This window comes from Amycolatopsis sp. WAC 01376 (genome assembly GCF_003947415.1).
Taxonomy (GTDB): domain Bacteria; phylum Actinomycetota; class Actinomycetes; order Mycobacteriales; family Pseudonocardiaceae; genus Amycolatopsis.
On sequence record NZ_QHKL01000010.1, the window covers coordinates 111,755 to 136,546 of the forward strand.

21 protein-coding genes are annotated in these 24,792 nt (G+C 67.6%); 14 read left to right on the plus strand and 7 right to left on the minus strand.

The window, feature by feature from the left end; translation table 11 throughout:
• Positions 1–11: 11 nt before the first annotated feature.
• Both DMH03_RS38100 and DMH03_RS38105 read right to left on the minus strand, forming a co-directional pair.
• Positions 12–437 carry a YciI family protein gene (locus DMH03_RS38100; RefSeq protein WP_125796849.1) on the minus strand — a complete coding sequence of 142 codons (426 nt, stop codon included), beginning with the start codon at positions 435–437 and terminating at the stop codon, positions 12–14.
• A 62-nt stretch (positions 438–499) separates the two neighbouring features.
• Positions 500–766 carry a DUF3040 domain-containing protein gene (locus DMH03_RS38105; RefSeq protein ID WP_125796850.1) on the minus strand — a complete coding sequence of 89 codons (267 nt, stop codon included), beginning with the start codon at positions 764–766 and terminating at the stop codon, positions 500–502.
• 254 nt (positions 767–1,020) lie between these two features.
• Here DMH03_RS38105 and DMH03_RS38110 point away from each other — a divergent pair, with 254 nt between their 5' ends.
• A complete protein-coding gene (locus DMH03_RS38110) occupies positions 1,021–2,079 on the plus strand; it encodes a cobalamin-independent methionine synthase II family protein (protein ID WP_125796851.1) in 1,059 nt (352 codons plus the stop codon).
• 22 nt (positions 2,080–2,101) lie between these two features.
• On the opposite strand, the gene DMH03_RS38115 is transcribed toward DMH03_RS38110, so the two are convergent.
• Entirely contained in the window at positions 2,102–2,728 is a 627-nt protein-coding gene (locus DMH03_RS38115) for a LysE family translocator (protein WP_125796852.1), read from the minus strand.
• The gene (locus DMH03_RS38120; protein WP_125796853.1) at positions 2,725–3,291 is read right to left on the minus strand and encodes a GNAT family N-acetyltransferase; all 567 of its coding nucleotides are present in this window, start codon (positions 3,289–3,291) and stop codon (positions 2,725–2,727) included. The genes DMH03_RS38115 and DMH03_RS38120 overlap by 4 nt, the downstream gene beginning before the upstream one ends.
• A 51-nt stretch (positions 3,292–3,342) precedes the next feature.
• On the opposite strand from DMH03_RS38120, the gene DMH03_RS38125 reads away from it, so the two are divergent.
• Complete coding sequence (locus DMH03_RS38125) at positions 3,343–4,119, plus strand: alpha/beta fold hydrolase (protein WP_125796854.1); 777 nt, start codon at positions 3,343–3,345, stop codon at positions 4,117–4,119.
• Between the two features lie 353 nt (positions 4,120–4,472).
• Here the strand turns inward: DMH03_RS38125 and DMH03_RS38130 are convergent, their stop codons facing one another.
• Together DMH03_RS38130 and DMH03_RS38135 are read right to left on the minus strand one after the other, a co-directional pair.
• Positions 4,473–5,288 (minus strand): MerR family transcriptional regulator, encoded by an 816-nt coding sequence (locus DMH03_RS38130; protein WP_125796855.1) that lies wholly within the window; start codon positions 5,286–5,288, stop codon positions 4,473–4,475.
• A gap of 45 nt (positions 5,289–5,333) precedes the next feature.
• Positions 5,334–6,488, minus strand: a complete 1,155-nt coding sequence (locus tag DMH03_RS38135) for an epoxide hydrolase family protein (RefSeq protein WP_125796856.1) — start codon at positions 6,486–6,488, stop codon at positions 5,334–5,336.
• Between the two features lie 109 nt (positions 6,489–6,597).
• On the opposite strand from DMH03_RS38135, the gene DMH03_RS38140 reads away from it, so the two are divergent.
• The 6 genes from DMH03_RS38140 (at position 6,598) to DMH03_RS38165 (ending at position 15,569) form a co-directional block, all read left to right on the plus strand.
• Positions 6,598–7,929, plus strand: coding sequence for an OFA family MFS transporter (locus DMH03_RS38140; protein WP_125796857.1), 1,332 nt, complete (start codon positions 6,598–6,600; stop codon positions 7,927–7,929).
• The gene (gene fdhD / locus DMH03_RS38145; RefSeq protein WP_125796858.1) at positions 7,929–8,756 is read left to right on the plus strand and encodes a formate dehydrogenase accessory sulfurtransferase FdhD; all 828 of its coding nucleotides are present in this window, start codon (positions 7,929–7,931) and stop codon (positions 8,754–8,756) included. Before DMH03_RS38140 ends, fdhD begins: the two co-directional genes overlap by 1 nt.
• Before the next feature lie 269 nt (positions 8,757–9,025).
• Positions 9,026–10,765: a thiamine pyrophosphate-binding protein gene (locus tag DMH03_RS38150; RefSeq protein ID WP_199749185.1), complete on the plus strand. Its 1,740-nt coding sequence runs from the start codon at positions 9,026–9,028 to the stop codon at positions 10,763–10,765.
• Positions 10,766–10,781: 16 nt separating this feature from the next.
• A complete protein-coding gene (gene frc / locus DMH03_RS38155; protein WP_125796859.1) occupies positions 10,782–12,011 on the plus strand; it encodes a formyl-CoA transferase in 1,230 nt (409 codons plus the stop codon).
• 11 nt (positions 12,012–12,022) lie between these two features.
• The gene (locus tag DMH03_RS38160; protein ID WP_125796860.1) at positions 12,023–14,152 is read left to right on the plus strand and encodes an acetate--CoA ligase family protein; all 2,130 of its coding nucleotides are present in this window, start codon (positions 12,023–12,025) and stop codon (positions 14,150–14,152) included.
• A 34-nt stretch (positions 14,153–14,186) separates the two neighbouring features.
• Positions 14,187–15,569 (plus strand): OFA family MFS transporter, encoded by a 1,383-nt coding sequence (locus DMH03_RS38165; RefSeq protein ID WP_125796861.1) that lies wholly within the window; start codon positions 14,187–14,189, stop codon positions 15,567–15,569.
• 310 nt (positions 15,570–15,879) lie between these two features.
• On the opposite strand, the gene DMH03_RS38170 is transcribed toward DMH03_RS38165, so the two are convergent.
• Positions 15,880–16,608, minus strand: coding sequence for a GntR family transcriptional regulator (locus DMH03_RS38170; RefSeq protein WP_125796862.1), 729 nt, complete (start codon positions 16,606–16,608; stop codon positions 15,880–15,882).
• Positions 16,609–16,957: 349 nt separating this feature from the next.
• Between DMH03_RS38170 and DMH03_RS38175 the strand changes: the two genes are divergently transcribed.
• From DMH03_RS38175 to DMH03_RS38200, 6 genes are all read left to right on the plus strand, one after another.
• Positions 16,958–17,950 (plus strand): 2-dehydropantoate 2-reductase, encoded by a 993-nt coding sequence (locus DMH03_RS38175; protein WP_125796863.1) that lies wholly within the window; start codon positions 16,958–16,960, stop codon positions 17,948–17,950.
• A gap of 14 nt (positions 17,951–17,964) precedes the next feature.
• The gene (locus DMH03_RS38180) at positions 17,965–19,884 is read left to right on the plus strand and encodes a molybdopterin oxidoreductase family protein (protein WP_125796864.1); all 1,920 of its coding nucleotides are present in this window, start codon (positions 17,965–17,967) and stop codon (positions 19,882–19,884) included.
• Between the two features lie 10 nt (positions 19,885–19,894).
• Positions 19,895–21,652 (plus strand): NAD(P)H-dependent oxidoreductase subunit E, encoded by a 1,758-nt coding sequence (locus DMH03_RS38185; protein WP_125796865.1) that lies wholly within the window; start codon positions 19,895–19,897, stop codon positions 21,650–21,652.
• The gene (locus tag DMH03_RS38190) at positions 21,649–22,572 is read left to right on the plus strand and encodes a 2Fe-2S iron-sulfur cluster-binding protein (protein WP_125796866.1); all 924 of its coding nucleotides are present in this window, start codon (positions 21,649–21,651) and stop codon (positions 22,570–22,572) included. The genes DMH03_RS38185 and DMH03_RS38190 overlap by 4 nt, the downstream gene beginning before the upstream one ends.
• A gap of 508 nt (positions 22,573–23,080) precedes the next feature.
• Entirely contained in the window at positions 23,081–23,908 is an 828-nt protein-coding gene (locus tag DMH03_RS38195; RefSeq protein ID WP_125796867.1) for a hydroxypyruvate isomerase family protein, read from the plus strand.
• The gene (locus DMH03_RS38200) at positions 23,905–24,792 is read left to right on the plus strand and encodes a 2-hydroxy-3-oxopropionate reductase (protein WP_125796868.1); all 888 of its coding nucleotides are present in this window, start codon (positions 23,905–23,907) and stop codon (positions 24,790–24,792) included. Before DMH03_RS38195 ends, DMH03_RS38200 begins: the two co-directional genes overlap by 4 nt.

Consider the following 24,792-nt stretch of genomic DNA (forward strand, 5'->3'; position numbering starts at 1 on the left):
GTGTGTCCGCGCTAGGAGCGTTCGGCGACCTCGTCGCGCATCCGCTGCTCGTTCTCCTGCAGCTCCGGCGTGAAGTTCTCGCCGAAATCCTCGGCTTCCAGGATCTTGCGGATCTCGAGCACGATGTCACCGTGCGGGGGAGTGGGACAGCGCTGCGCCCACTCGATCGCTTCGGCGCGCGAAGGGACGTCGACGATCCAGTAACCGCCGACGAGTTCCTTGGCCTCGGTGAACGGGCCGTCGGTGACGGTGGTCCCGGCCGCGTTGATCGTGACTCGCGCGCCCTTCGAGCTCTCCTGCAGGCCTTCGCCGCCCACCAGCACCCCGGCGTCGAGCATGTCCTGGTTGAACTTCGCCATGGCGGTCAACGCTTCCATCGGCGGCATCTTCCCGGCTTCGGAATCCTCGTCCGCCTTGATGATGATCATGAACCGCATGCGTCTTCCTCCCAGTGAACCGGACGTATCGCCCGGAACCCTACCGGTGAGCGGGAAGACGATCAGTCGCGACCGAACCGGGACAGATGCACGATCACCGCGGCGGTCACGGTGATCATCCCGGTCAGCAACAGGGCCGGGCTGTTCACCACGACGCCCAGCAGCATCAGCAGGCCGGCGGTGAGGTCGAGACCCAGGAGGACGGCCAGCCGGATCAGCGGAGGCCGGGCGGGCCTGCCGGAGCGGAGCCGAGCGGCCAACGCCGGCTCGGTGAGCTCGAACCAGCGCTCGATCTTTTCCAGCTCTTGCCGATCGTGATGGCTCAGCATCGGGCTTCTCCTTCGGCGCGCCTCGGCCGTCGACACCCACGGAATACCCAGGAGCAGGGCCGGATAAGCATCGAATTTCCCCGGATTTCGTATAACGGCCTATACGGCTTGGCGACCGTCGGTCTCCACGAGTGGATTTGTTGCGCCATTAGGGGTTTGGGCACATCGAAAGATCGTCAAAGAGGAGAGGGCTCGGTAGCTTCTGAGCTTGTGGCCAGGGCGGCCGCGTTGCTCAATCTGGGAGGACACGAGCGATGATCATTCCCACCGAACCGATCGGCAGTATTCCCCGTCCGGCTTACCTCATCGAAGCGTTCGGTGAGCACGCGGCGGGACGACTCGACGCCGACGGGCTCGGCGAGTTGCAGGAAAAGGCCCTCCTGGACACCGTCAAGCGACTGGAGGAGACCGGTTCCCCGGTCATCACCGACGGAGAGCAGGGCAAGCCGAGCTTCGCCACGTATCCCTTGGCGGGCCTCACTTCGCTGGCTCCGGACGGCGTCGTCATCCCCTTCGCTGACGGGCACACCCGGCAGCTTCCGCGGCTCACCGCCGGACCGTTCCGTTATCAGACCTACGCCGACTCCTATCTGCGCGAGGTCAAGAAACACACGACCAGGCCGGTGAAGCAGGCGGTGATCGCGGCTTCGGCGGTCAGTCTCGTCTATCCCGGTGAGGAATTGGCCGGATATGGCAGGGATCAGTTCATCGCCGACCTGGTGAACGAAGCCGAAACCGATATCCGCCGCAGTCTCGACGCGGGTGCCGACAGCGTTCAGATCGACTTCACCGAAGGCCGGTTGTCGCTGAAGCTCGACCCTTCCGGTGGACTCTTGCAGTCCTTTGTGGACCTGAACAACGCGGTGCTGGACCGCTTCTCCGAGGAGGAGCGGAAGAAGATCGGTGTGCACACCTGTCCCGGTGGAGACCAGGACTCGGCGCACAGCCTCGACGTCGACTACGCCGGCCTGCTCCCGACGCTGTTCCAGCTGAAGGTGGGCAACGTCTACGTCCAGCTGGCGAGTGAGGCGGAACCCGAGCGGGCGCTGAAGGTGATCGCCGAGCACTCCCGGCCCGAGCAGCGGATCTTCGTCGGCGTGACCGATCCGATCGATCCGCGCGTCGAAACCGCCGAGGAGGTCCGGGACAGGGTTCTCCAGGCCGCGGGGTACATCTCGCCGGGCCGGCTGGGCACCTGTGACGACTGCGGCTTCTCGCCGTTCGCCGACGACGTCTCGACGTCGCGGGAGACCGCGTTCGCCAAGATCGCCGCCCGCGTCGAAGGTACGCGTCTCGCCGCCGAATCCCTCTGACGTCGTGTGATGGGTGCCTTCGTCAGTTCTGGACCGCGACCCGGATCCCGAGTCCGACCAGGAAGGTGCCCATCACCGCGTCCATCGTCCGCCGCACCCGGCCGGAGCTGAAGAACCTCCGCAGCGAACCGACCAGCGTCGCCAGGACGAAGGTCCACACGACGGCCACGGTGGTGGCCAGCACGGCCAGCTGCAGGGTCTGTGCGGTCGAGGCCGAATGCGGGAGGAACTGGGGGATGAGCGCGAGGAAGAACATCGCGACCTTCGGGTTGAACAGGTTGGTGAGCAGCCCCTGCCGGAACGCCTCCTTGGGCACGACGACGGGCGCCACCCTGTCCTTGAGCTCGCTGTAGTCGCCGCGGCGCACCGCCAGCCACGCCTTGACGCCGAGGAAGATCAGGTACCCGGCGCCGATCAGTTTCACCACGGTGAAGGCGATCGCCGACGCGGTGAGGATCGCCGCGACCCCGAGCGCGATCGCGACCACCCAGACGAAGACGCCGAGCGCGATGCCGAGTCCGGCGGCGATCCCGGCCTTGCGCCCGCCGAGGATCGCGCTGCGGGTCACCACCAGGAAATCCGGTCCCGGTGCCATCGCGCCGAGCAGGCAGATCAAGACGAACGAGAGTGCGGTGGCCCCGGGGATCATCTTCCGATGCTATCCGGATCGTCGATGCCCCTGGCCATCACGGCTCCCGCGAGATCGACGCCGTCGGGCGTCGTCACCGTCACCCGTTCGACTTCGGTGAAGCCGAACGACAGGTACAGCGGGACACCGGGCAGGGTCGCCGTCAACGTCAGCGAGGTGAATCCCTCGGCCTTCGCCGCGACACGACAGGACTCGAGGATCGCGCGTCCGAGCCCACGCCGGGTCCAATCACCGCGGACGAACATCGCGCGTACCCGCGCCGGTTCGGTGGCCGGATCGAGCCGACGGTCGTCGTCCGCCGTATCGCCGGCGCCGGCGTGCGTCTTGTTGCGCCTGCTCCAGCCTCCGCAGGCGACGATCTCGCCGTCCGCCTCGTGCACGAAGTACGTGCCGTCCTCGAGCAACCGCGGATCGAGGCGCGCGACGTGCTCGGCCGCGCTCGCCGTCTGCCGCTCGTCGTAGAACCGGGGGAACAACTCCAGCACCGAGGCCCGCATCAGCGCCGCGATGGCGGGCGCGTCAGCGAGGGTGGCTGCCCGCTGGGGCGGCGTGTCCGTCGTCATGTCGCGGAAGATAACGAACGACGGCGGCTCCGCCTATCGGATAATCCCGTGGTGATCACCGACGACGGCGTTGAGCTGTGGACCTCGGCGACCGGCCGGGGCGAACCGATCCTGTGCTGCCACGGCGGCCCCGGCCTGTGGGACATGTTCGGCACACTGGATCTCGGTCCGCGATTCCGGCTGATCCGCTGGGATCAGCGCGGTGCCGGGCGCTCGGAACCGCGTGGCCCGTACACACTCGAACGGATGGTCGCCGACGTCGACGTCGTCCGGGAGTGGCACGGCCTCGACCGGATCCCGGTGCTCGGTCATTCGTGGGGCGCGCATCTCGGTCTCCTCTACGCGCTCGCGCATCCGGAGCGGGTGAGCGCGCTCGTTTACGTGTCGGGCGTCGGCCTCGGTCACGAATGGCACGCGGAGTTCCAGCGGAAGGTGGGAAAGCAGCCACGCGGGAAGGGCCGCGAAAGCGCGGTGCGGCAATGGACGGCCGATTTCGTGACCGACGGCGAGCGCCATGCCGAAGCGATGGCGACTCCCTGGTTCCCGGTCAACTACGAGGCGAACGCGGCCCTCAGCGAGGAGATGCGGGCGATGCCGGAAGCGGAGCTCGTTTCGGCCTGCCGGTCGCTGCGGGTGCCGGCACTGATCGTGGACGGGATGGCGGACAACCGGCCCCGGTGGGCCGTCGACTCGCTGGAAGAAGCCCTGCCGTCGGTGACACGGGTGCGCTTCGAGGGGGTCGGGCACGTGCCGTGGCTGGAGGCGCCGGACGAGTTCCGGGCCGCTGTGACCGGCTTCCTGGGTGATCGCGGGCGCGAGTGGCAATGAGGGTTCTGGCGAGGCTTCTCTTAGGTACCTACTGCGTGACCTGTGGCGCCTCTTGCGTGAAGTACATGAAGGACCCCTTCCTGTACCTGGGCGCAAGGATGGGGTCCTTCATGTACTTGGGCTGGCGCGAAGGTCGAGTTTCCTCGGCTGAGCCGAGGGAAGGGGGCCTTCACGCGCTGTCGCTGTAGCGCTGAGACTCAAGATGGCGTTCCTGCCCGCCACCTCGGAACGGGCTCAGCTCAGCGCGGCATGCCGTGAGGGCCTCCTTCCCTACCCTCAGAGTAGGGAAGGAGGCCCTCACGGACCCGCGATCCCGACCCACCCGCCGAAGGCACCTGGAACACGGTTGAGGGTCAGGCCTTGGTGATCGGCTGCTGCAACTCGGTGACCCACTTGTCCCCGTCCTCCGGGCACTCGAGATAGAACTCCCGTGCCGGGCCGCTCGCGCGGTAGCCGTGCGCGTCGACCCACTTCGCCAGCACCTGGTAGCTGGAGAGCATGGTCTCCATCGAGCCACGGTGCAGGATCGTCGCCGCGCTTTCCACTTCGGCGAGGCTCACCGTCGAGAATCCTTCGGTGCGGTCGGTTTCGGCCGAGATGGTGACGGCGGCGTGGATCAGCACGCGTTCGCCGTCGGCGTCGTCCTCGTAGTAGGCGATGAGCGGTCCCGACGGCGTGATCGGGCCGAGCGCTCCGAACAGCTCCTTGTACAACCGCCCGACGACGGGGCCGATCTCTTCGTTCACGTATCCGCTCGCCGTCCCGGTCAGTTCGGCGACGCGCACCGCGGGAAGGCTTTTGACGACGACGTCTTCGGAAGGCATGGTTCCCTCGCTTTCGATCGACCGGAGCCGCGCTTCGATGGCCTTGAGCCGCGCCTCGTCCGCCTCCATGGCCGCTTCGAGTTCGGCGCGGCGCAGCCGCAGCATCCCGTGCAATTCGTCCGTGCCGATCTCCGCTTCGAGGATTTCCTGCACCTTGGTGAGGGTGAAGCCGAGATCCTTGAGCGCGATCACCCGGTTGAGCCGGGCCAGCTGCTCGCCGGTGTAGGACCGGTAGCCGCTGAACGGGTCGACGTGGGCGGGGCGCAGCAGCCCGATGGCGTCGTAGTGACGCAGCATCCGGACGGTCACCCGGCCGTGCTTGGCGAAGTCTCCGATACTGAACATGACGCCTCCCACCAGACAGCCTGACACGGTGTCAGAGTCAATCGGTCACCGCACGAGCCGGAAGAACGCCCGCACCTCGTCGGTGAACACGCCGGGTTGTTCGAAGGCCGCGAAGTGGCCTCCGCGATCGAGTTCGTTCCAGTATCGGATGTCGGTGAACCGGCGTTCCGCCCAGCGGCGGGACGGGCGCGGGGTCTCGCGCGGGAAGATCGAACAGCCCGTCGGCACGGTGATCGTGTCCACAGTGGACTCGGCGAACCAGCTCGACACCTCGGCGAAGCTCTCCCAGTACAGCCGGGCGGACGAAGCGCCGGTGCCGGTGAGCCAGTAGAGCGTGATGTCGTCGAGCATCGCGTCCCGGGTCAATGCGTTCTCCGGATGGCCGCCGCAGTCCGTCCACGCCTGGAACTTCTCGACGATCCACGCGCACAGCGCGACCGGGGAGTCCGCCAGCGCGTAACCGATCGTCTGCGGCCTGGTCGCCTGCTGGATCGCGTAACCCGAACCGTCCGCCTTGGCCCTTTCGAGGTCTTCGAGCGATTTCCGCTCGGACTCGGACAGGCCGTCGAACGTCGCCGGGTCCGGCGCCGCCAGCGGTGGGTTGAGGTGGATCCCGGCCAGCCGCGCGGGAGCGGTCCGGCCCATGAGCGTGGTGATGCTGGTGCCCCAATCGCCGCCCTGGGCGCCGTAGCGCTCGTAGCCAAGGCCGTCCATGAGGCGGATCCACGCGTCGGCGATGCGCTGGATCGACCAGCCCGCCCGCGCGGGTTTGTCGCTGAAGCCGTACCCGGGCAAGGAAGGGACGACGACGTGGAAGGCGTCCGCCGCGTCACCGCCGTGGGCGACCGGATCGGTGAGGGGACCGAGTACGTCGAGGAACTCGAAGACCGAACCAGGCCAGCCATGGGTGAGGATCAGCGGCAACGCCCCGGGATGCGGGGAGCGGGCGTGCAGGTAGTGGATGCCGAGCCCGTCGATCTCGGCCCGGAACTGGGGGATCGCGTTGAGCCGGGATTCCGCGGCACGCCAGTCGTAGTGCCCGGCCCAGTACGAGCACAGTTCACGCAGGTAGGCGGCAGGAACGCCTTGCGACCAGTCGTCGACGGTCTCGTCGTCGGGCCAGCGGGCACGGCGGAGCCGATCTCGGAGGTCTTCGAGATCGGCCTCCGGGATCCGGACTTGGAACGGCGTGCTGTCCATGCCGGCTGACGCTAACGAGGGGGTCCGACAATTCGTGGACTTCCGGCGGCCCGAGTGCTATAACCAGACTACATACTGTATACAATCTGCCGTGAGCGGGGTGGGACCCATGCCCGATCCTCGAATCCTGCGAGACCACTACGGCCGCCGGTATCGCGTCGGCGAGAGCGACGTGGACCTGGTCGGCAGATCCCGGGCGTGGATGCTGTGGCTCAGCTGGACGGCGATGTTCGCCGCCGGGATCCAGCAATACGGCTTCGGCGTCGTCGCGCCGGTCCTGATGGACACCTACGGCTGGACGTTCCCCGAAGTGATCGCCTCCTTCGCGCTCTGGACGGTGTGCCAGGCGTGCGCGGTGTACCCGGTCGCCCGGTTGCGCGAGCGCGGGATGTTTCCGCCCGCGGTCGCGGTGATCGCCGGCGGGGTGCTCTGTGCCACCGGGATGTTCACCTTGGGGCACGCCAACAACCTTGCCGCGATGTTCGTCGGCTACTCGGTACTCGGCGGGATCGGGACGGGCGTCGTCTACGCGACCTGCGTCGGCACGGTGATGAACTGGTTCCCCGATCGCGTCCCGGCACGGGTGGGCGCGGTCAGCGGCGCTTTCGCGTACGGCAGCGTGCTTTTCGTGCTGGGGGCCGGGTTTTGGCTCTCGGAAGGCAATCGCCGTCCGCTCTTGGACGCGGTCGCGGTGGCCGTGCTCATGATGATCGCGGGCACCGCGGTCCTGTTGCGCGATCCGCCGCCCCGCTGGTGGCCGGAACGGCCGGATCCGCGTACGTGGGCGGCCGACAAGGTGCGCAACCGCGGGGTCGCGGTGAACCGGCCCGCCCTGCGCGAGTACCGGCCGGGGGAGGTGCTCCGCTGTCCGACCGCGGTGGCGATGTACCTCATCGTCGTACTGGCCGCCGCGGTCCTGCTCTTCGATGTCGCCTATCTCGCGACTTTCGTGGCCGCGCAAGGAGGCGGTCCGGAACTCGCCACCGTCGCGCTCGCGGTGCTCGCCGGGGTGACCGGTGCCGGACGGGTCCTGCTCGGCGGACTGTCCGACCGGCTCGGCAGGCGCCGGATCCTGCGACTGGCGCTGGCCACGGGCGGGATCGCCCAGTTCGTCCTGCTCTACTCGGGTGATCACGCGGTGGGGCTCGTCGTGGGTGCCGCGCTGGCGGGGCTCGGGAACGGGAGTTGCTACTCGCTGCTGGTGTCACTGGTCCGCGACTACTTCGGCGAGGAGTCGGCACTGCAGAACTTCGGGGTGCTGTACAGCGCCAAGGCGGTCGGGGCGTTGCTCGGAGTCGGTCTGGCCGCGTTCGTCGTGTCCACGCACGGGTACCTCGGCGCGTTCGCGGTGGCGGGCGCGCTCAGCGTTCTCGGCGCACTGCTCGGCGGGCGGCTTTCCCAGCCGGGACGGCCGAAGTCGCTGTTGCCGGCGATCCGCTGATGGGCCGTGTGACGAGCAGGCGGCGGGTGATCCGCGTCGTCGAAGGCGTGCCGGGTGCCCGTCCGGACACGCTGACCGTCGAAGAGCCGCTGGAGATCCGCGTCGGCGGGAAACCGTTGACGATCACGATGCGCACCCCCGGGCACGACTTCGACCTCGCCGCCGGATTCCTTGTCGGCGAAGGGGTTTCGCGGTCCGCGAAGGATATCCACTCGATCCGTTATTGCGCGGGCGCGACCACCCACGGCTCCAACACCTACAACGTGCTGGACGTCGTCCTAGCGGAAGGCGTCGCCCCGCCCGATGCCTCCCTGGAGCGGAACTTCTACACCACGTCGTCGTGCGGGTTGTGCGGGAAGGCGAGCCTCGACGCAGTGCGGACCACCGCGACCTGGCCGGTGGACGGCGACGATCTGTCGATCACACCGTCCACAGTGGCCGAACTGCCGGATCGGCTCCGGACGGCACAGCTGGTCTTCGACCGCACGGGCGGGCTCCACGCGGCCGGGTTATTCAGCGCAGACGGGGAGCTGTTGTGCCTGCGGGAGGACGTCGGCAGGCACAACGCCGTCGACAAGGTGGTCGGCTGGGCGGCGCGTGACGGGAGGCTGCCGTTGTCCGGGACTGTCCTGATGGTCAGCGGACGGGCGTCGTTCGAACTGGTGCAGAAGGCGGTGATGGCCGGGATCCCGCTGCTGGCCGCGGTTTCCGCGCCGTCGTCACTGGCGGTGGACCTCGCCGCGGAGATGGGCCTGACCCTGGTGGGGTTCCTGCGGGGCACTTCCATGAACGTGTACACCCGCCCGGACCGCCTCGGCGTGTCCTGAAGGTCCCCTTTGAGACGTTGAAGGTCTCAAAGGGGACCTTCAGGACATCAAGCGCCGATGGCGACCTTTCCCTCGATGGGAGAGGAAACCTGCTAGCGGCCCTGGACACCGGAGCGTTCGAAGAGTAACTATATGGCTACCTCATACGGTATGCAATCTACAGTCTGCCGCGACCAGGGGCTTCGAGCAGAGGACGCGCGGACGGAGCAGATCCGGAAACGAGCGCACGGATCAGAGAGGTCCGGCGTGCGAGAAAGAGGAGTTGAACGATGGCGCCAACGACCGGCACCGCTGCGGGGGACACCGCGACGAAGGCCACCACCAACGGTTCCGAACCCGCCCCGGACCTGATCTCCGGCGGCCACCTGGTGGCCAAGGCGCTCAAGGCGGAGGGCGTCGACACGATCTTCACGTTGTGCGGCGGGCATATCATCGACATCTACGACGGCTGCGTCGACGAGGGCATCGCGGTCATCGACGTCCGGCACGAGCAGGTCGCGGCGCACGCGGCCGACGGCTACGCGCGGATCACCGGCCGTCCCGGCTGCGCGGTCGTCACCGCGGGACCGGGCACGACGGACGCCGTCACCGGGGTCGCGAACGCCCTGCGCGCGGAGAGCCCGATGCTGCTGATCGGCGGGCAAGGGGCGTTGACCCAGCACAAGATGGGCTCACTGCAGGATCTGCCGCACGTCGACATGATGGCGCCGATCACCAAGTTCTCCGCCACCGTCCCGGACACCGCGCGGGTGGCGGACCTGGTCTCGATGGCCTTCCGCGAGTGCTACCACGGCGCGCCCGGACCGTCCTTTTTGGAGATTCCCCGCGACGTCCTCGACGCGAAGGTCCCGGTGGACAAGGCGCGGGTTCCCTCTGCGGGCCGGTACCGGGCGTCCACCCGCAACGCCGGCGACCCGGCCGACATCGAGAAACTCGCGGATCTCCTCGTCCACTCGAAGAAGCCCGCCATCCTGCTGGGCAGCCAGGTGTGGACGACCCGCGCCAGCGGACCGGCGGCCGAACTGGTGCGCGGGCTGAACATCCCGGCGTACATGAACGGTGCCGGGCGCGGCACACTGCCGCCCGGCGACCCGCACCACTTCCAGCTCTCGCGCCGGTACGCGTTCGACAACGCCGACGTGATCGTCATCGTCGGCACCCCGTTCGACTTCCGCATGGGCTACGGCAAGCGGCTCTCGCCGGACGCGACCGTCGTGCAGATCGACCTCGACTACCGCACCGTCGGGAAGAACCGGGACGTCGACCTCGGCATCGTCGGCGACGCGGGTCAGGTGCTCGCCGCGGTCGCGGACGCGGCCACCGGCCGGGTCGGCAACGGTGCCGTCGCGCGCAAGGTCTGGCTCGAGGAACTGCAGGACGTCGAGACCAAAGCGAAGCAGAAGCGCTTGCCGTTCCAGCATTCCGACGCGAACCCCATCCACCCGTACCGGCTGGTGCACGAGATCAACGAGTTCCTCACCGAGGATTCGCTCTACATCGGCGACGGCGGCGACATCGTGACCTTCTCCGGGCAGGTCGTCCAGCCGAAGGCGCCGGGGCACTGGATGGATCCCGGCCCGCTCGGGACGCTCGGCGTCGGCATCCCGTTCGTCCTCGCCGCGAAGCACGCGCGGCCGGAGAAAGAAGTCGTCGCCCTCTTCGGCGATGGCGCGTTCAGCCTGACCGGCTGGGACTTCGAGACCCTGGTGCGCTTCAACCTGCCGTTCGTCGGGATCGTCGGCAACAACTCCTCGATGAACCAGATCCGCTACGGCCAGGCGGCGAAGTACGGCCTCGGCCGGGAACGCGTCGGCAACACGCTCGGCGACGTGCCCTACGACGAGTTCGCCCGGATGCTCGGCGGGTACGGCGAGGCGGTGCGCGACCCCGCGGACATCGGCCCGGCGCTGCTGCGCGCCCGCGAGTCCGGAAAGCCGTCGCTGATCAACGTTTGGATCGACCCGGACGTCTACGCGCCCGGAACCATGAACCAGACCATGTACAAGTAGCCGGGAGGGATCACCGATGGCAAAGGCACTCGACGGCGTCCGCGTCCTCGACATGACGCATGTCCAATCAGGACCTTCGTCCACGCAGATCCTGGCCTGGCTCGGCGCGGACGTGATCAAGCTGGAGACACCCGGCCGCGGCGACATCACCCGTGGCCAGCTCCGGGACCTCCCCGGGGTGGACAGTCTCTACTTCACGATGCTCAACGCCAACAAACGCAGCATCACCCTGAACATGAAAAGTGAGCAGGGCAAACAGGTCTTCGAGCAACTCGTGTCCAGTGTGGACGTCCTGGTCGAGAACTTCGGGCCCGGAGTGGTCGACCGTTTCGGCTATCCCTGGGAACGGCTGGCCGAGCTGAATCCGAAGCTGGTCTACGCCTCCATCAAGGGTTTCGGCCCCGGGCGGTACGCGGATTTCAAGGCCTACGAGGTCATCGCACAGGCGATGGGCGGTGCGATGAGCACCACCGGTTTCGAGGATGGCCCGCCCACCGCGACCGGCGCGCAGATCGGGGACTCGGGCACCGGGATCCACCTGGTCGCCGCGATACTGGCCGCGCTGTACCAGCGGACGAACACCGGCCGCGGGCAGCGGGTCCAGGTCGCGATGCAGGACGCCGTGCTGAACCTGTGCCGCGTCAAGCTCCGCGACCAGCAACGCCTGGCGCACGGCCCGCTCGACGAATACCCGAACGACGTCTTCGGCGACGAGGTCCCGCGTTCGGGCAACGCGTCCGGGGGTGGGCAGCCCGGCTGGGCGGTGAAATGCGCGCCGGGCGGACCGAACGACTACATCTACGTGATCATCCAGCCGGTCGGCTGGGCGCCGATCACCCGGCTGATCGGGAAACCCGAACTCGCCGAGGATCCGGACTGGTCCACCCCGGAAGCCAGGCTGTCCAAATTGGACAAGGCATTCGGGATGATCGAGGAGTGGACCGAGAAGCACACCAAATGGGAGGTGATGGAGGCGCTCAACGCCCACAACATCCCCTGCGGTCCGATTCTGTCCACCAGGGAGCTCGCGGAGGACGCCACATTGGCCGAACTGGGCTCCGTCGTCGAAGTCGAGCATCCCGAACGAGGTGCCTTCAAAACCGTGGGCTGCCCGCTGAAGCTGTCGGATTCGCCGGTCGAGGTCGAACGCTCGCCCCTGCTCGGTGAGCACAACGCCGAGGTCTTCGGCGAACTCGGCTACGGCGAGGACGACCTGGACCGGCTGCGCGCGGCCGGCGTGATCTGAGGGAGAACTTCATGGCAGACAAAGAGATCGTCGAGAAGATCCTCGAGAAGGTCGCCGCCGAGGAACGGGCCTCGCTCACCGCTCCGGAAGGGCGCCAGGTGTGCGAGGCGTACGGGATCCCCACCCCGGAGGAACGGCTGGCGGCCACCGCCGAGGAAGCCGTCGCGCAGGCGCAGGAGATCGGCCTCCCGGTGGTGCTGAAGATCGTTTCGCCGGACATCCTGCACAAGACCGAGGCCGGCGGCGTACTGGTCGGCCTGGCGACCGCGGACGCGGTGGCGGACGGCTTCCGGTCCATCGTCGCCAACGCCAAGGCGTATGACGCCGGCGCCGAGATCACCGGTGTCCAGGTGCAGCAGCTGCTCAGCGGCGGGCAAGAGGTGATCATCGGCGCCACCACGGACGCCACGTTCGGCAAGATCGTCGCGTTCGGACTCGGCGGGGTACTGGTCGAGGTGCTCAAGGACGTCACGTTCCGGCTCGCCCCGCTCGACCGTGACCAGGCGTTCTCGATGATCGACGGCATCGCGGCCGCCGAGATCCTGCGCGGGGTCCGCGGTGCGGAGCCGGTGAGCAGGGACGCGCTGGCCGACGTGCTCACCCGCGTCGGCACCCTGGTCACCGACTTCCCGCAACTGGCCGAGGTCGACCTCAACCCGGTGCTGGCCACTCCCGGTGGCGCCATCGCCGTCGACGTCCGGATCCTGGTGGATCCCGAAGCGGCGCGGGAGCCCGTGCGGTTCAGCCAGGAGGAGATCCTGGCGTCGATGACCCGGATCATGAAACCGGCTTCGATCGCCGTCATCGGCGCGTCCGCCGAGGCGGGCAAGATCGGCAACTCGGTGATGAAGAACCTCGTCGACGGCGGATTCGCGGGGGAGATCCATCCCATCAACCCCAAGGCCGCCGAGATCCTCGACCGCAAGGCCTACGCGAGCATCTCCGACGTGCCGGGCGACGTCGACGTCGCGGTGTTCGCCATTCCCGCCAAATTCGTGCCCGCCGCGCTGGAGGAAGTGGGCCGGAAAGGCGTGGCCGGGGCGATCCTGATCCCGTCCGGCTTCGGCGAGACGGGGAACATCGAACTGCAGGACGAGGTCGTCGCGATCGCGCGGAAGCACGGCGTCCGGATCCTCGGCCCGAACATCTACGGCTACTACTACACGCCGGAGAATCTGTCGGCGACGTTCTGCACGCCGTACGACGTCAAGGGCGGGGTCGCGCTGTCGTCGCAGAGCGGCGGCATCGGGATGGCCATCCTCGGGTTCAGCCGGTCGGCGAAAATGGGCGTCTCGTCGATCGTCGGGGTCGGCAACAAGGCCGATATCGACGAGGACGATCTGCTCACCTTCTTCGAACAAGATGAAAACACCGAGCTGATCGCGATGCATCTCGAAGATCTCAAAGACGGACGATCGTTCGCGGAAACGGCGAAACGGGTTTCGGCGCGGAAACCGGTCGTCGTGCTCAAAGCGGGCCGCACCTCCCAAGGCGCGAAAGCGGCCAGCTCGCACACCGGCGCACTCGCCGGCGACGACAAGGTCTATGACGACATCCTGCGCCAGAGCGGCATCATCCGGGCGCCCGGGCTGAACGATCTTCTCGAGTATGCGCGCGGCATCCCGCTGCTCCCGACGCCCAAGGGCGAGAACGTCGTCATCATCACCGGCGCGGGTGGTTCCGGTGTCCTGCTTTCCGACGCCTGCGTGGACAACGGGCTGAACCTGATGGAGATCCCGCCCGATCTCGACGCGTCGTTCCGGGAATTCATCCCGCCGTTCGGCGCGGCGGGCAATCCGGTGGACATAACCGGCGGCGAACCACCTGCCACCTACCGGAACACGATCGCGCTCGGTTTGGCGGACGAGCGAATCCATGCCTTGATCCTCGGCTATTGGCATACTATCGTCACCCCGCCGATGATCTTCGCGGAACTCGTTTCGGAAGTCGTATCCGAATATCGCGCGAAAGGGATCCACAAGCCCGTCGTCGCCTCGCTGGCAGGCGATGTCGAGGTCGAAGAGGCCAGCAGTTTTCTGTACGAGCACGGTGTCGTGGCTTATCCGTACACGACGGAGAAGCCGGTGGCCGTGCTCGGCGCGAAGTATCGCTGGGCCCGTTCAGCGGGACTGCTCGGCTGATTTCCGGCCCAAAACCGACCCAAGGAGAATGACAATGACGTCATCGACCGCGGCTCAACCACCCGGAGCGTACAAGGAAGTAATCGATTCGAACGGCCGGATCTATCGCATCGGCGAAACCGATCGAGACATCATGGGCCGTCCACGATGGACGATGGTGATCCTGCCCTGGGTCGCCATGATGGCCATCAGCTCCTCGGAATACGCGTTCACGTCGGCGGAGGAGACGCTCGCCGGCGCGCACGGATGGCACGGGGCGACCATCTTCTGGTTGCTCGGGGTCTGGGTGTTCTTCCAGGCGATCGTCGCCTTCCCCGCCGGGAAGATGCGGGAGAACGGGACGCTGTCCGCCAAAGCGGCGATGCTGCTGGGCGCGGCAGGCACCCTCTTGTCCTATCTGGCCCTCGCCTACGCGCCCAGCGAGATCTGGGCGTACCTGGGCTTCGGGTTCTTCGGCGGTGGCGGGGCCGGTCTGGTCTACGCGACCTGCGTGAACATGGTGGGGAAGTGGTATCCGGAGCGCAGGGGCGGGAAGACCGGGTTCGTCAACGGCGGCTTCGCCTACGGTTCGGTGCCCTTCATCTTCATCTTCACGTCCTATATGGACCTTTCCAACTTTTCGGGCGTCCTGCTCGTGGTCGGCCTCTTCCTGGCGGCGGTCGTCGGGGTCAGCGGTTTCTTCTTCCAGGACCCGCCGAAGAACTGGTGGCCGTCGCAGGTGGACCCGTTGAAGGTGTCCGACGATCCGCGGATCCGCCGTTCCCTGCAGAAGAACCCGCCGGCGGTCCGGCAGTACACGCCGAAGGAGGCGCTCAGGACCGGGATGCTGCCGCTGATGTGGTTCTGCCTGCTGTGCACGGCAGGGGTGAACATCTTCGGTATCGCGATGCAGGTGCCGTTCGGCAACGAGATGGGGTTCGCGGGCGGGATCGTCGCGCTGGCGATGAGCCTGAAAGCGATCATCAACGGCACCGGCCGCGGTGTGATCGGCTGGATCTCCGACCGCTACGGGCGACGGCAGACGTTGTTCATGGTCTGCGTCGTGCTCGGCCTCGCGCAGTTCGCGGTGTACCTGTCCGGCTCGATCGGCAGCATGCCGCTGTTCCTGCTCGCCTCGATGATCTCCGGTTTCGGCGGCGGCGCGATCTTCCCGCTGTTCGCGGCGATGACGGCGGACTTCTACGGCGAGAACAACAACGCCAGCAACTACGGCCTGGTGTACAGCTCGAAGCTGATCTCGGGCCTGGTCGGCTCCGGCGTCGGGGCGATGGTCGTGGTCGCTTGGGGTTACGGCGGCGCGTTCTTCCTCGCGGGCGCGACGAGTCTGTTCGCGGCCGCGCTCAGTCTGCTGCTGCGTCAGCCCGGGCGATCGCGCACGCGGACTCCGCGGCGTGAGCAGGAACTGAAGCCGGCCTAGCGCGCGTTTCATAAGCCAAGTTCGCGGTCTTCGCGCCCAAGCATGGCTCTGGACTGGCCGACAGGACCTGAGTGTCCACAGGAGACGCTTTCCAGCGACGAAATGGTGTCGTGAGTGGCAAGTAGCGTTCTAACCCTCTTTACCACTCACGACCTCCTCCCCAAACCGCGCAACTCGCCCAACTCGGACACTGACACCTCGGAAAATGTCCCTTATGGACAGTCGGAAAGGCGTCTCCCCGGCCGGCCCCGCTCCAGCCGCCAACTCTGGCCATGCCGCGTTTGCCTTACCCCTTAATATGAAACGCGCGCTAGTCCTCCTTCGGCCGTTCGTGGAAGGCCTGCCGGGTGCGCTCGGTGTGCTGGTTCATGATCTTTTCGGCGGCGACGGCGTCACCGGCGGCGATGGCCTTGATCAGCTCCTCGTGTTCCTGCCAGGCGTCGTGGCTGCGAGGACGGGCGATCGGCGTGTAGTACCAGCGGACCCGGCGATCGACCATGCCGATCATCTCGCCGAGAACGGTGTTGCCGGACAGTTCGGTGATGAACGCGTGGAGCGCGGCGTTGGCCGCGACGAGGCCTTCGGTGTCGTCTGCGGCCAACGCCTCCAGCCCGGTCTTCTGCAGTTCCCACAACCGCTCGACGTCCTCGTCGCCTGCCCTGTCGGCGGCGAGACGGGCGGAGTGTGCCTCCAGCACGGTGCGCACGCTCAGCAGTTGATCGGCTTCCTCGTCGGTGGGCATGTGCACGAAGGCGCCCTGTGCGGGACGGAGGTCGACCCAGCCTTCGCTCTGCAGACGCTGCAATGCCTCACGGACCGGCTGCCTGCTGACGCCCAGGTACTCGGCGAGGTCCGCCTCGACCAGGTGCTGGCCGGGTTCGAGGGTCCGGTTGATGATCAGCTCCGCGAGCGCGTCGTACACGACCTGGCGCAGAGGAGCCGGCCGCTCGACGCGTTTGGCCGTCGCCGGGTTGAGCGTGCCCTTCGTCCGGCGGCCGGTGGGGCCGCGGTCGGGAAGGGGTGAAACGGGCTGACTCACAGGACCTCCGGATGACTCGTCCGGTCCAGGATACAGGTTTTGGTATGCAAAATCCCGACAATCTCCCTTGATCGCGCATTTCGTCCTCTAAATGCGGCTGGTCGCAAGGCGCAACTCGCGTGATTGGGGGCGTAACTCGCGTGATTGAAGGCGTAACACGCCGGGCCCGGATCGCTTCAGCGTGTTACGGCTCTAAACACGCGAGTTACGCCTTGAAGCACGTGAGTTACGGCTTGAAGCACGTGGACGTGCGGCGCATTTAGAGGACTAAGTGCGACAAGGGGTAGCCTGGCGACTATCTACAGGATACTGTATGCAATCTGGTCCTCGGGTGAGCAGGAGGCACGTCATGAAGGTCGCTGTTCTGGGCGCGGGGGCGATCGGCGCGTACGCCGGGGCCGCGCTGCACCGAGGCGGGGCGGAGGTCCACCTCATCGCGAGACGGGCGCACGGCGACGCGATGCGCGCGCACGGCGTGCGGGTGCTCAGCCCGCGCGGGAACTTCACCGCCCGGCCCCACGTCACCGACGATCCCGCGGAGGTCGGTCCGGTGGACTTCGTCTTCCTCGGCCTGAAGGCGAATTCGTACGCCTCGTGCGGACCGCTGATCGCGCCGTTGCTGGGCGAGGACACCGCGATCGTGGCCGCGCAGAACGGGATCCCGTGGTGGTACTTCCACGGTCTCACCGGACATCCGCTCGAGAACCGCCGTATCGAGACGGTCGACCCCGGTGGCGCGGTGAGCGAGGTCCTCGAACTGCGCCGCGCGATCGGCTGCGTCGTCTACTGCTCGACGGTGATCGAGGAGCCCGGCGTGATCCGGCATCTCGAAGGGACCCGCTTCGCTTTGGGCGAGCCGAAAGGCGGCGTTTCGTCCCGGTGCGCGGCGCTCGCCGACGCGATGATCGCGGGCGGGTTGAAGGCGCCGGTCGAACTCGACCTGCGCGACGAAATCTGGGTCAAGCTCATGGGCAACGTCGCCTTCAACCCGCTCAGCGCGCTGACCAGGGCGACCATGGTCCAGATCTGCGAGCATCCGGAAACCCGCGAGCTCGTCGCCGCGATGATGAACGAGACCCTCGCGATCGCCCGTGCCGCCGGCGGTGACCCGAAGGTGTCGGTCGAGAAACGCATCGACGGTGCCTGGCGCGTCGGCCACCACAAGACGTCGATGCTGCAGGACCTCGAAGCGGGCAAGCCGCTGGAGATCGACGCGATCATCGGCGCCGTCGTCGAGCTCTCGGAGCTGACCGGCGTGCCCGCCCCGGCGCTGCGGCACGTCCACGCGGCGATCGGCCTGCTCGACCAGACCGCGAACGCCGTTCCCGTCGGAGCGCACTGAATCGGAGGGACCCGATGAAGCGCAAGAACACCGAACCGTACGTCCGCCTCACTCAGCCACTGGTCCGCGACTCGGGTGAGCTGCGCCCGGCGAGCTGGGAGGAGGCGCTGGAGCGCGCCGCCGCCGGGTTCCGGCGCACGCTCGAAACCAAGGGACCCGAGGCCTTCGGCATGTTTTCCTGTGCCAGGGCGACCAACGAGATGAACTACGTGGCGCAGAAGTTCACGCGCTCGGTGATCGGCACGAACAACGTCGACTCGTGCAACCGCACCTGTCACGCGCCGAGTGTCGCCGGGCTGGCGCGGGTGTTCGACAGCGGCGGCGGGACGTCGTCGTATCAGGAGATCGAGGACGCCGACGTCATCGTCGTCTGGGGTGGCAATCCGCGTGAGGCGCACCCGATCTTCTTCCAGCACGTGCTCAAGGCTGTCCATCGCGGCGCCAAGCTGTTCGTCATCGACCCGCGCCGGACCAGCACCGCGAGCTGGGCGCACCGGCAGCTCCAGCTGCACGTCGGCACGGACATCCCGCTGGCGCACGCGGTCGCCCGCGAGATCATCCACTCCGGACTGGCCAACACCGGCTTCATCGAACGTGCCACCGAGGGGTTCGCCGAGTTCGCGGCCTCGGTCGAGCCTTGGACACTCGAGGTCGCCGAGGAGGTCACCGGTGTCCCGGCCGAGCTGATCCGCGAACTCGCGCACACCTACGCCCGCGCGGATCGAGGTCAGCTCTCGTGGACGCTCGGGATCACCGAGCACCACAACGGCACCGACAACGTGCTGTCCCTGATCAATCTCGCGCTCTTGGCCGGTCACGTCGGCCGGTACGGGGCCGGGTTGAACCCGTTGCGCGGGCAGAACAACGTCCAGGGCGGCGGCGACATGGGCGCGATCCCGGACCGGCTGCCCGGCTTCCAGAACGTCCTCGACGCGGACGTCCGGGCGAAGTTCGACGCGGCGTGGGGCTCGGACATCCCACCGCGCAAGGGGCTCAACCTCACGCAGATGCTCGACGTGATGGAGCGCGGCGAGCTGACCTGCGTCTACATCATCGGGGAGAACCCGGTGCAGTCGGAAGCGGACTGCGAGCACACGATCAAAAGATTGTCCAATGTGGACCAACTAGTGGTGCAGGACATCTTCCTCACCAAGACCGCGCAGCTGGCCGACGTCGTGCTCCCGGCCTCGGCGGCCTGGTGCGAATCCGACGGCACCTTCACCAACAGTGAACGCCGGGTGCAGCGCGTCCGCAAGGCACTCGAACCGCCGGAGGGCGCACGCGACGACATCCAGTTGCTGTGCGAACTGGCCCGGCGTCTCGGTCACGACTGGAACTACCAGGGTGGCGAGGACGTCTGGAACGAGCTCCGGACGCTGTCGCCGATGCACGCCGGCATGAGTTACGCGCGGCTGGAGGAACTCGGCGGCATCCAGTGGCCCTGCTATCGCGAGGACGAACTCGAGCCGACCTTCCTGCACGGGCGCCTCTGGGAAGAAGACCCGGCGAAACGCGGCCGTCCGGCGCCGTTCACCGTGATCGCGCACAGCCCGCCGGTGGATCTGCTCACCGAGGACTTCCCGATCCGGCTGACCACAGGCAGGCGGCTGGATTCTTACAACACCGGCGTCCAATCCGGCGGTTTCCCGTCGCCGCTGCGTCGCGGGGAGACACTCGACCTGTGCCTGGCCGACGCCGTCGAACTCGCCGTCGTCGAGGACGAGGTCGTGCGGATCTCCTCCCGCCGCGGCGCGATCGAGGCGCCGGTCCGGATCGACGAAGGACTGCGTCCGGGGCTGGCGTTCATGACCTTCCACTTCCCGGACGAGATCGACGTCAACGTCATCACCATCGAGGCGACCTGTCCGATCGCGGGGACGGCCGAGTACAAGGCCGCCGCGATCCGGGTCGAGAAGCTGCCCGCCACCGTGTGAGGAGTCCGGAATGGACCTGCGCTTCCTGAACGCCGAACCGACGGACGCCGAGCGGGCGGCGGTCGACGCGCTCGGAGCCGGAGGCCGCGATCAGCTGCTTCCCGCGTTGCACGCAGTGAACGACCGGATCGGCTGGATCAGCCAGGGAGCGCTGAACCACATCTGCCGCCGGCTGAACGTCCCGCCGGCCGAGGCGTATGGTGTCGCCAGCTTCTACGCGCTGTTCTCGCTCAAGGAACGGCCGCCGCGCGTCGTCCACGTGTGCACGGACCTGGCGTGCCGGGTCAACGGCGCGGAGGCGTTGTGCGACGCGCTGAGCGAGACCGCCGGCGCCGCCGGGTTCACCTGGCACCGCAGCCCGTGCCTCGGTGTCTGCGAACGCGCCCCCGCGGCGCTGGCCTTCGAGGCGGGTGATCCCGCCGAAGAACGGTTGCTCGCCCCTGCGTCCACTAGCGACGTCGTCCGCGCCGCGGCCGGCATGTCCGAAGTGGACGAATCACCGGTTTCCGTTCCGCAGCAAGGAGAGCCGGGGCTACGGCTGTTGCGCCGAGTAGGCGTCGTCGATCCGGAGAGTTTGGACGCCTATCGCGCGTCCGGTGGCTACGCGGCGTTGAGGAACGCGCTGCTGCTCGGTCCGGCCGGGGTCATCCGCGAAGTGACCGACTCGGGACTGATGGGCCGCGGCGGGGCGGCGTTCCCGACCGGCCGGAAGTGGGACGCCACCGCGAGGCAACCGGTGCGAACCCGGTACCTCGTCTGCAACGCCGACGAGAGCGAACCTGGCACGTTCAAGGATCGCGTGCTGATCGAGGGGGACCCGTTCGCGCTCGTCGAGGCGATGACGATCGCCGCTTTCGCCATCGGGGCGCAGAAGGGATACGTCTACCTTCGCGGTGAGTACCCGCGCGCGCTGAAGGTGCTGCGCAACGCCATCGATGTCGCTCGCGAACGAGGGTTCCTTGGCGAGGACATCATGGGGCGCCGAGGTTTCTCGTTCGACATCGAGATCAGGCGGGGAGCGGGCGCGTACATCTGCGGCGAGGAAACGGCGATCTTCAACTCGATCGAAGGCTTCCGCGGCGAGCCGAGGACCAAACCGCCGTTCCCGGTGGAGAAGGGGTTGTTCGGCAAGCCGACGGTGGTGAACAACGTCGAGACCCTGGTCAACGTCCCGCTGATCCTCACCGAGGGCGGCGAGGTCTACCGCCGCATCGGGACCGAGCGCTCGTCCGGGCCGAAACTGTTCTGCCTGTCCGGCAACGTCCGGCGTCCCGGCGTGTACGAGGTGCCGTTCGGGACGACGCTGGGCGAACTGCTCGACCTGGCCGGGGGAGTGCCGGATGGCCGGGAACTCCGGGCGATCCTGCTCGGCGGTGCGGCGGGTGGTTTCATGCGCCCGGACGAGACCAGCCTGCCGTTGACCATGGAGGACGCCCGCGCGGCAGGCACCACCCTCGGTTCGGGTGTCGTGCTGATGCTGGACGATCAGGCCGACCTCGGCGGGTTCCTGCTGCGGATCGCGGCCTTCTTCCGGGACGAATCGTGCGGGCAGTGTGTGCCGTGCCGGATCGGGACCGTGCGGCAAGAAGAGGCGCTGCACCGGATCGTCGGCGGTCGCGGCCTGAGTACCGGCGGGGACGATCTCGTGCTCCTGCGCGAAGTCGGCCAGGTGATGCGGGATTCGTCCATCTGCGGACTGGGCCAGACCGCGTGGAACGCCATCGAGTCGGCGATCGACCGGCTGGGCGCGCTGGAGGAGCGGTCATGACCATCGTCGAAATTGGACTTCCGCGACGGCTCGTCGAGTTCACTGTGGACGGTGCGGCCGTTCGTGTCCCCGAAGGATCGACGATTCTCGACGCTTGTGCCGCGGCGGGCAAGACCGTCCCGACGCTCTGTTACGGCGACACCCTCGAACCGGCGAACGCCTGCCGGGTCTGCATGGTGGAGGTCGAGGGTTCGCGCACACTCGTGCCGTCGTGCTCCCGCAAGGCGGAACCGGGCATGGTGGTGCGGACCGAGACCGATCGGACGCGGCTCAGCCGCAAGGTGGTGCTCGAACTCCTCGCTTCGGCGACGGATCTGTCCACCACACCCGACGTCGCGGGCTGGATGGCCGAAAGCGGTGCGGAACCCGAGCGTTTCGGGCCGCCCGCACCGCCTGCGGACGACCGGGACGAGCGGCGTCCGGGGGAACACGAGATCCCGGACGGGATGACGGCGGCGACGGTGCGCCAGCCGGTCAAAGTGGACAACGAGCTCTACGTCCGCGACTACGGGAAATGCATCCAGTGCTACAAGTGCGTCGACGCGTGCGGCGAGCAGTGGCAGAACACTTTCGCCATCACCATGGCGGGGCGGGGTTTCGACGCGCGGATCTCGACGGAGTTCGCGAACCCGCTCCCGGACAGCGCGTGTGTCTACTGTGGAAACTGTATCGAGGTCTGCCCGACCGGTGCGCTGAGCTTCAAACGCGAGCACGACAAACGCGAGGACGGCACCTGGGACGAGTCCAGGCAGACCGCGACGACCACCGTCTGCACCTTCTGCGGCGTCGGCTGCAACCTCACCCTGCACGTCCAGGACAACGAGATCGTCAAGGTCACCTCTCCGCACGAGAGTTCGGTGACCCACGGGAACCTCTGCATCAAGGGCCGCTTCGGCTGGCAGCACGTCCAGAACCGCTGACGGTCGAGTGGGTCGTGAGTGGGGATTCGGGTTCTATTGAGGGGTAAGGCAAACGTGGCGTGTCTTGGGCGAGACGGTGGGCTGGGTGACGCGACACCGTGCTCGCGTGCCCAGACCCGGATCTCGCGTGTTCAGAGACGTAACTCGCGTGTTCAGGCTCCGCACTCGCGAGTGCGGCGTCCAGGCACGCGAGTCACGCGTTGCCGAAGTACATGAAGGCCCCCTTCCTTGCGCTAGGCGCAAGGAAGGGGGCCTTCATGTACTTCACGACCGGCCGCCGAGGCCGCAGCCGCCCCACTGTCACCAGGGACCACATCCGACGGTAGCGAAAGCCTCCTTCCCTACCCTCAGAGTAGGCAAAGAGGCCCTCACTACCAGGAGAACCTGCGCCTCGCTGCCCACTTCTCCCTCTCTGTGCTTCCTGCCGCCCGTTGACCGAGGACAGGTCAGCGGGCTATTCTCGATATACGAAAGAAAGTTTCCGCATAGCGAAATTGCAGAGGTTTCGATGGTTGATCTTGCCGGTTCGCGTCATGCGCTGCCGTACGTGCTGAACCTGTCGCTGGTCTTCACCGAGTTGCCGCTGCTCGACCGTGCGGAGGCGGCGCGCGCGGCGGGCTTCACCGCTGTCGAGTACTGGTGGCCGTTCGAGACGGCGATGCCGGACGCCGCCGAGGTCGACGCGTTCGTGGCGTCGGTCGAGCGGGCGGGCGTCGCGGTGACCGGGCTGAACTTCTTCCCCGGCGACATGGCGGGCGGCGATCGCGGCCTGGTCACCTGGACCGGACGCGAGGACGAGTTCGCGCACAGCGTCGCTTCCGCCATCGACCTCGGTGAGCGGCTCGGCTGCCGCCGGTTCAACGCGCTCTACGGCAACCGGATCGACGGCGCGGACCCGGCAGGGCAGGACAAGCTCGGCCTGTCGAATCTGGCGCTCGCGTCGGACGCGGCCGCGCGGATCGACGCGGAGATCGTCCTGGAACCGTTGTCGGGGGCGGAGAAGTACCCGCTCAAGACCGCGGACGACGTGCTGAAGGTGCTCGACGAACTCGGGCGGGACAACGTGAAGCTGCTGGCCGACCTGTACCACCTGGCGGTCAACGGTGACGACCTCGACACGGTCACGACCGTCCACACCGGACGGATCGGCCATGTGCAGATCGCCGATGCCCCAGGGCGGCACCAGCCGGGGACCGGAACGCTGGACATCGAGGGATACCTGGAAAAGCTGCAGGCGGCGGGTTACCGCGGGCAGGTCGGCGTGGAGTACAAACCCGACGGGCCGAGCGCGGGTTCGCTGTCGTGGCTGCCTTTCGAACGAAGGGGACTGGCATGACCAAGCTGGGATTCATCGGCCTGGGGATCATGGGCGGGCCGATGGCGGGACATCTCGTCGCCGCCGGCCACGAGGTGAGCGGATTCGACACGAACGCCGACGCGCTCGCGAGGCTGGAAGCCGCGGGCGGCTGGGCCGCGAACGGGGTGACGGACGCAGTGTCCGGCGCGGAAGTCGTCATCACCATGCTGCCGAACCACCCGCAGGTCGAGGCCGTCGTGCTCGCGGCGGGCGGGGTGCTGGAATCGGCGAAGCCGGGCACCTTGCTCATCGACATGAGCACGATCCGGCCGGAGACCTCCATCGAGGTGGCCGAGCGGGCGGGCGAACGGGAGATCCGCGTGCTGGACGCACCCGTTTCCGGTGGCCAGGCCGGTGCCGAACAGGCCTCACTGTCCATCATGGTCGGTGGCGACGACGCGGACTTCGCCACCGCGCTCCCGATCCTGGAGTCGGTCGGCAAGACGATCGTCCATGTCGGACCGCACGGCGCGGGCCAGGTCGTCAAGGCGGCGAACCAGCTGGTGGTCGGCGGGACGTACGGACTGATCGCCGAAGCCATCGTGCTGCTCGAGGCCTCGGGTGTCGACGCCGGCGTCGGGCTGGACGTCCTCGCGGGCGGGCTGGCGGGCAGCCGGATCCTCGAACTCAAGCGGAAGTCCATGGTGGCGCGGGAATTCGCGCCGGGTTTCCGGATCGACCTGCACCACAAGGACATGGGCATCGCGCTCGCCGCCGCCAGGCAGGCCGAGGTCGCGTTGCCGCTCACCGGGCTGGTCGCCCAGCGCGTCGCCGCCGGACGGGCGATGGGGCACGGCTCGCTCGATCACTCCGCCCTGCTCAAGGTCGTCGAAACGCTGTCCGGCGCGGAAAACAAGGAGTGA

Excerpts from the sequence above, each read along its gene's own strand:
- DMH03_RS38100 (WP_125796849.1), bottom strand. The coding sequence starts at position 437 with ATGCGGTTCATGATCATCATCAAGGCGGACGAGGATTCCGAAGCCGGG.
- DMH03_RS38105 (WP_125796850.1), bottom strand. The coding sequence starts at position 766 with ATGCTGAGCCATCACGATCGGCAAGAGCTGGAAAAGATCGAGCGCTGG.
- DMH03_RS38110 (WP_125796851.1), top strand. The coding sequence starts at position 1,021 with ATGATCATTCCCACCGAACCGATCGGCAGTATTCCCCGTCCGGCTTAC.
- DMH03_RS38115 (WP_125796852.1), bottom strand. The coding sequence starts at position 2,728 with ATGATCCCCGGGGCCACCGCACTCTCGTTCGTCTTGATCTGCCTGCTC.
- DMH03_RS38120 (WP_125796853.1), bottom strand. The coding sequence starts at position 3,291 with ATGACGACGGACACGCCGCCCCAGCGGGCAGCCACCCTCGCTGACGCG.
- DMH03_RS38130 (WP_125796855.1), bottom strand. The coding sequence starts at position 5,288 with ATGTTCAGTATCGGAGACTTCGCCAAGCACGGCCGGGTGACCGTCCGG.
- DMH03_RS38135 (WP_125796856.1), bottom strand. The coding sequence starts at position 6,488 with ATGGACAGCACGCCGTTCCAAGTCCGGATCCCGGAGGCCGATCTCGAA.
- DMH03_RS38140 (WP_125796857.1), top strand. The coding sequence starts at position 6,598 with ATGCCCGATCCTCGAATCCTGCGAGACCACTACGGCCGCCGGTATCGC.
- fdhD (WP_125796858.1), top strand. The coding sequence starts at position 7,929 with ATGGGCCGTGTGACGAGCAGGCGGCGGGTGATCCGCGTCGTCGAAGGC.
- DMH03_RS38150 (WP_199749185.1), top strand. The coding sequence starts at position 9,026 with ATGGCGCCAACGACCGGCACCGCTGCGGGGGACACCGCGACGAAGGCC.
- frc (WP_125796859.1), top strand. The coding sequence starts at position 10,782 with ATGGCAAAGGCACTCGACGGCGTCCGCGTCCTCGACATGACGCATGTC.
- DMH03_RS38160 (WP_125796860.1), top strand. The coding sequence starts at position 12,023 with ATGGCAGACAAAGAGATCGTCGAGAAGATCCTCGAGAAGGTCGCCGCC.
- DMH03_RS38165 (WP_125796861.1), top strand. The coding sequence starts at position 14,187 with ATGACGTCATCGACCGCGGCTCAACCACCCGGAGCGTACAAGGAAGTA.
- DMH03_RS38175 (WP_125796863.1), top strand. The coding sequence starts at position 16,958 with ATGAAGGTCGCTGTTCTGGGCGCGGGGGCGATCGGCGCGTACGCCGGG.
- DMH03_RS38180 (WP_125796864.1), top strand. The coding sequence starts at position 17,965 with ATGAAGCGCAAGAACACCGAACCGTACGTCCGCCTCACTCAGCCACTG.
- DMH03_RS38185 (WP_125796865.1), top strand. The coding sequence starts at position 19,895 with ATGGACCTGCGCTTCCTGAACGCCGAACCGACGGACGCCGAGCGGGCG.
- DMH03_RS38190 (WP_125796866.1), top strand. The coding sequence starts at position 21,649 with ATGACCATCGTCGAAATTGGACTTCCGCGACGGCTCGTCGAGTTCACT.
- DMH03_RS38195 (WP_125796867.1), top strand. The coding sequence starts at position 23,081 with ATGGTTGATCTTGCCGGTTCGCGTCATGCGCTGCCGTACGTGCTGAAC.
- DMH03_RS38200 (WP_125796868.1), top strand. The coding sequence starts at position 23,905 with ATGACCAAGCTGGGATTCATCGGCCTGGGGATCATGGGCGGGCCGATG.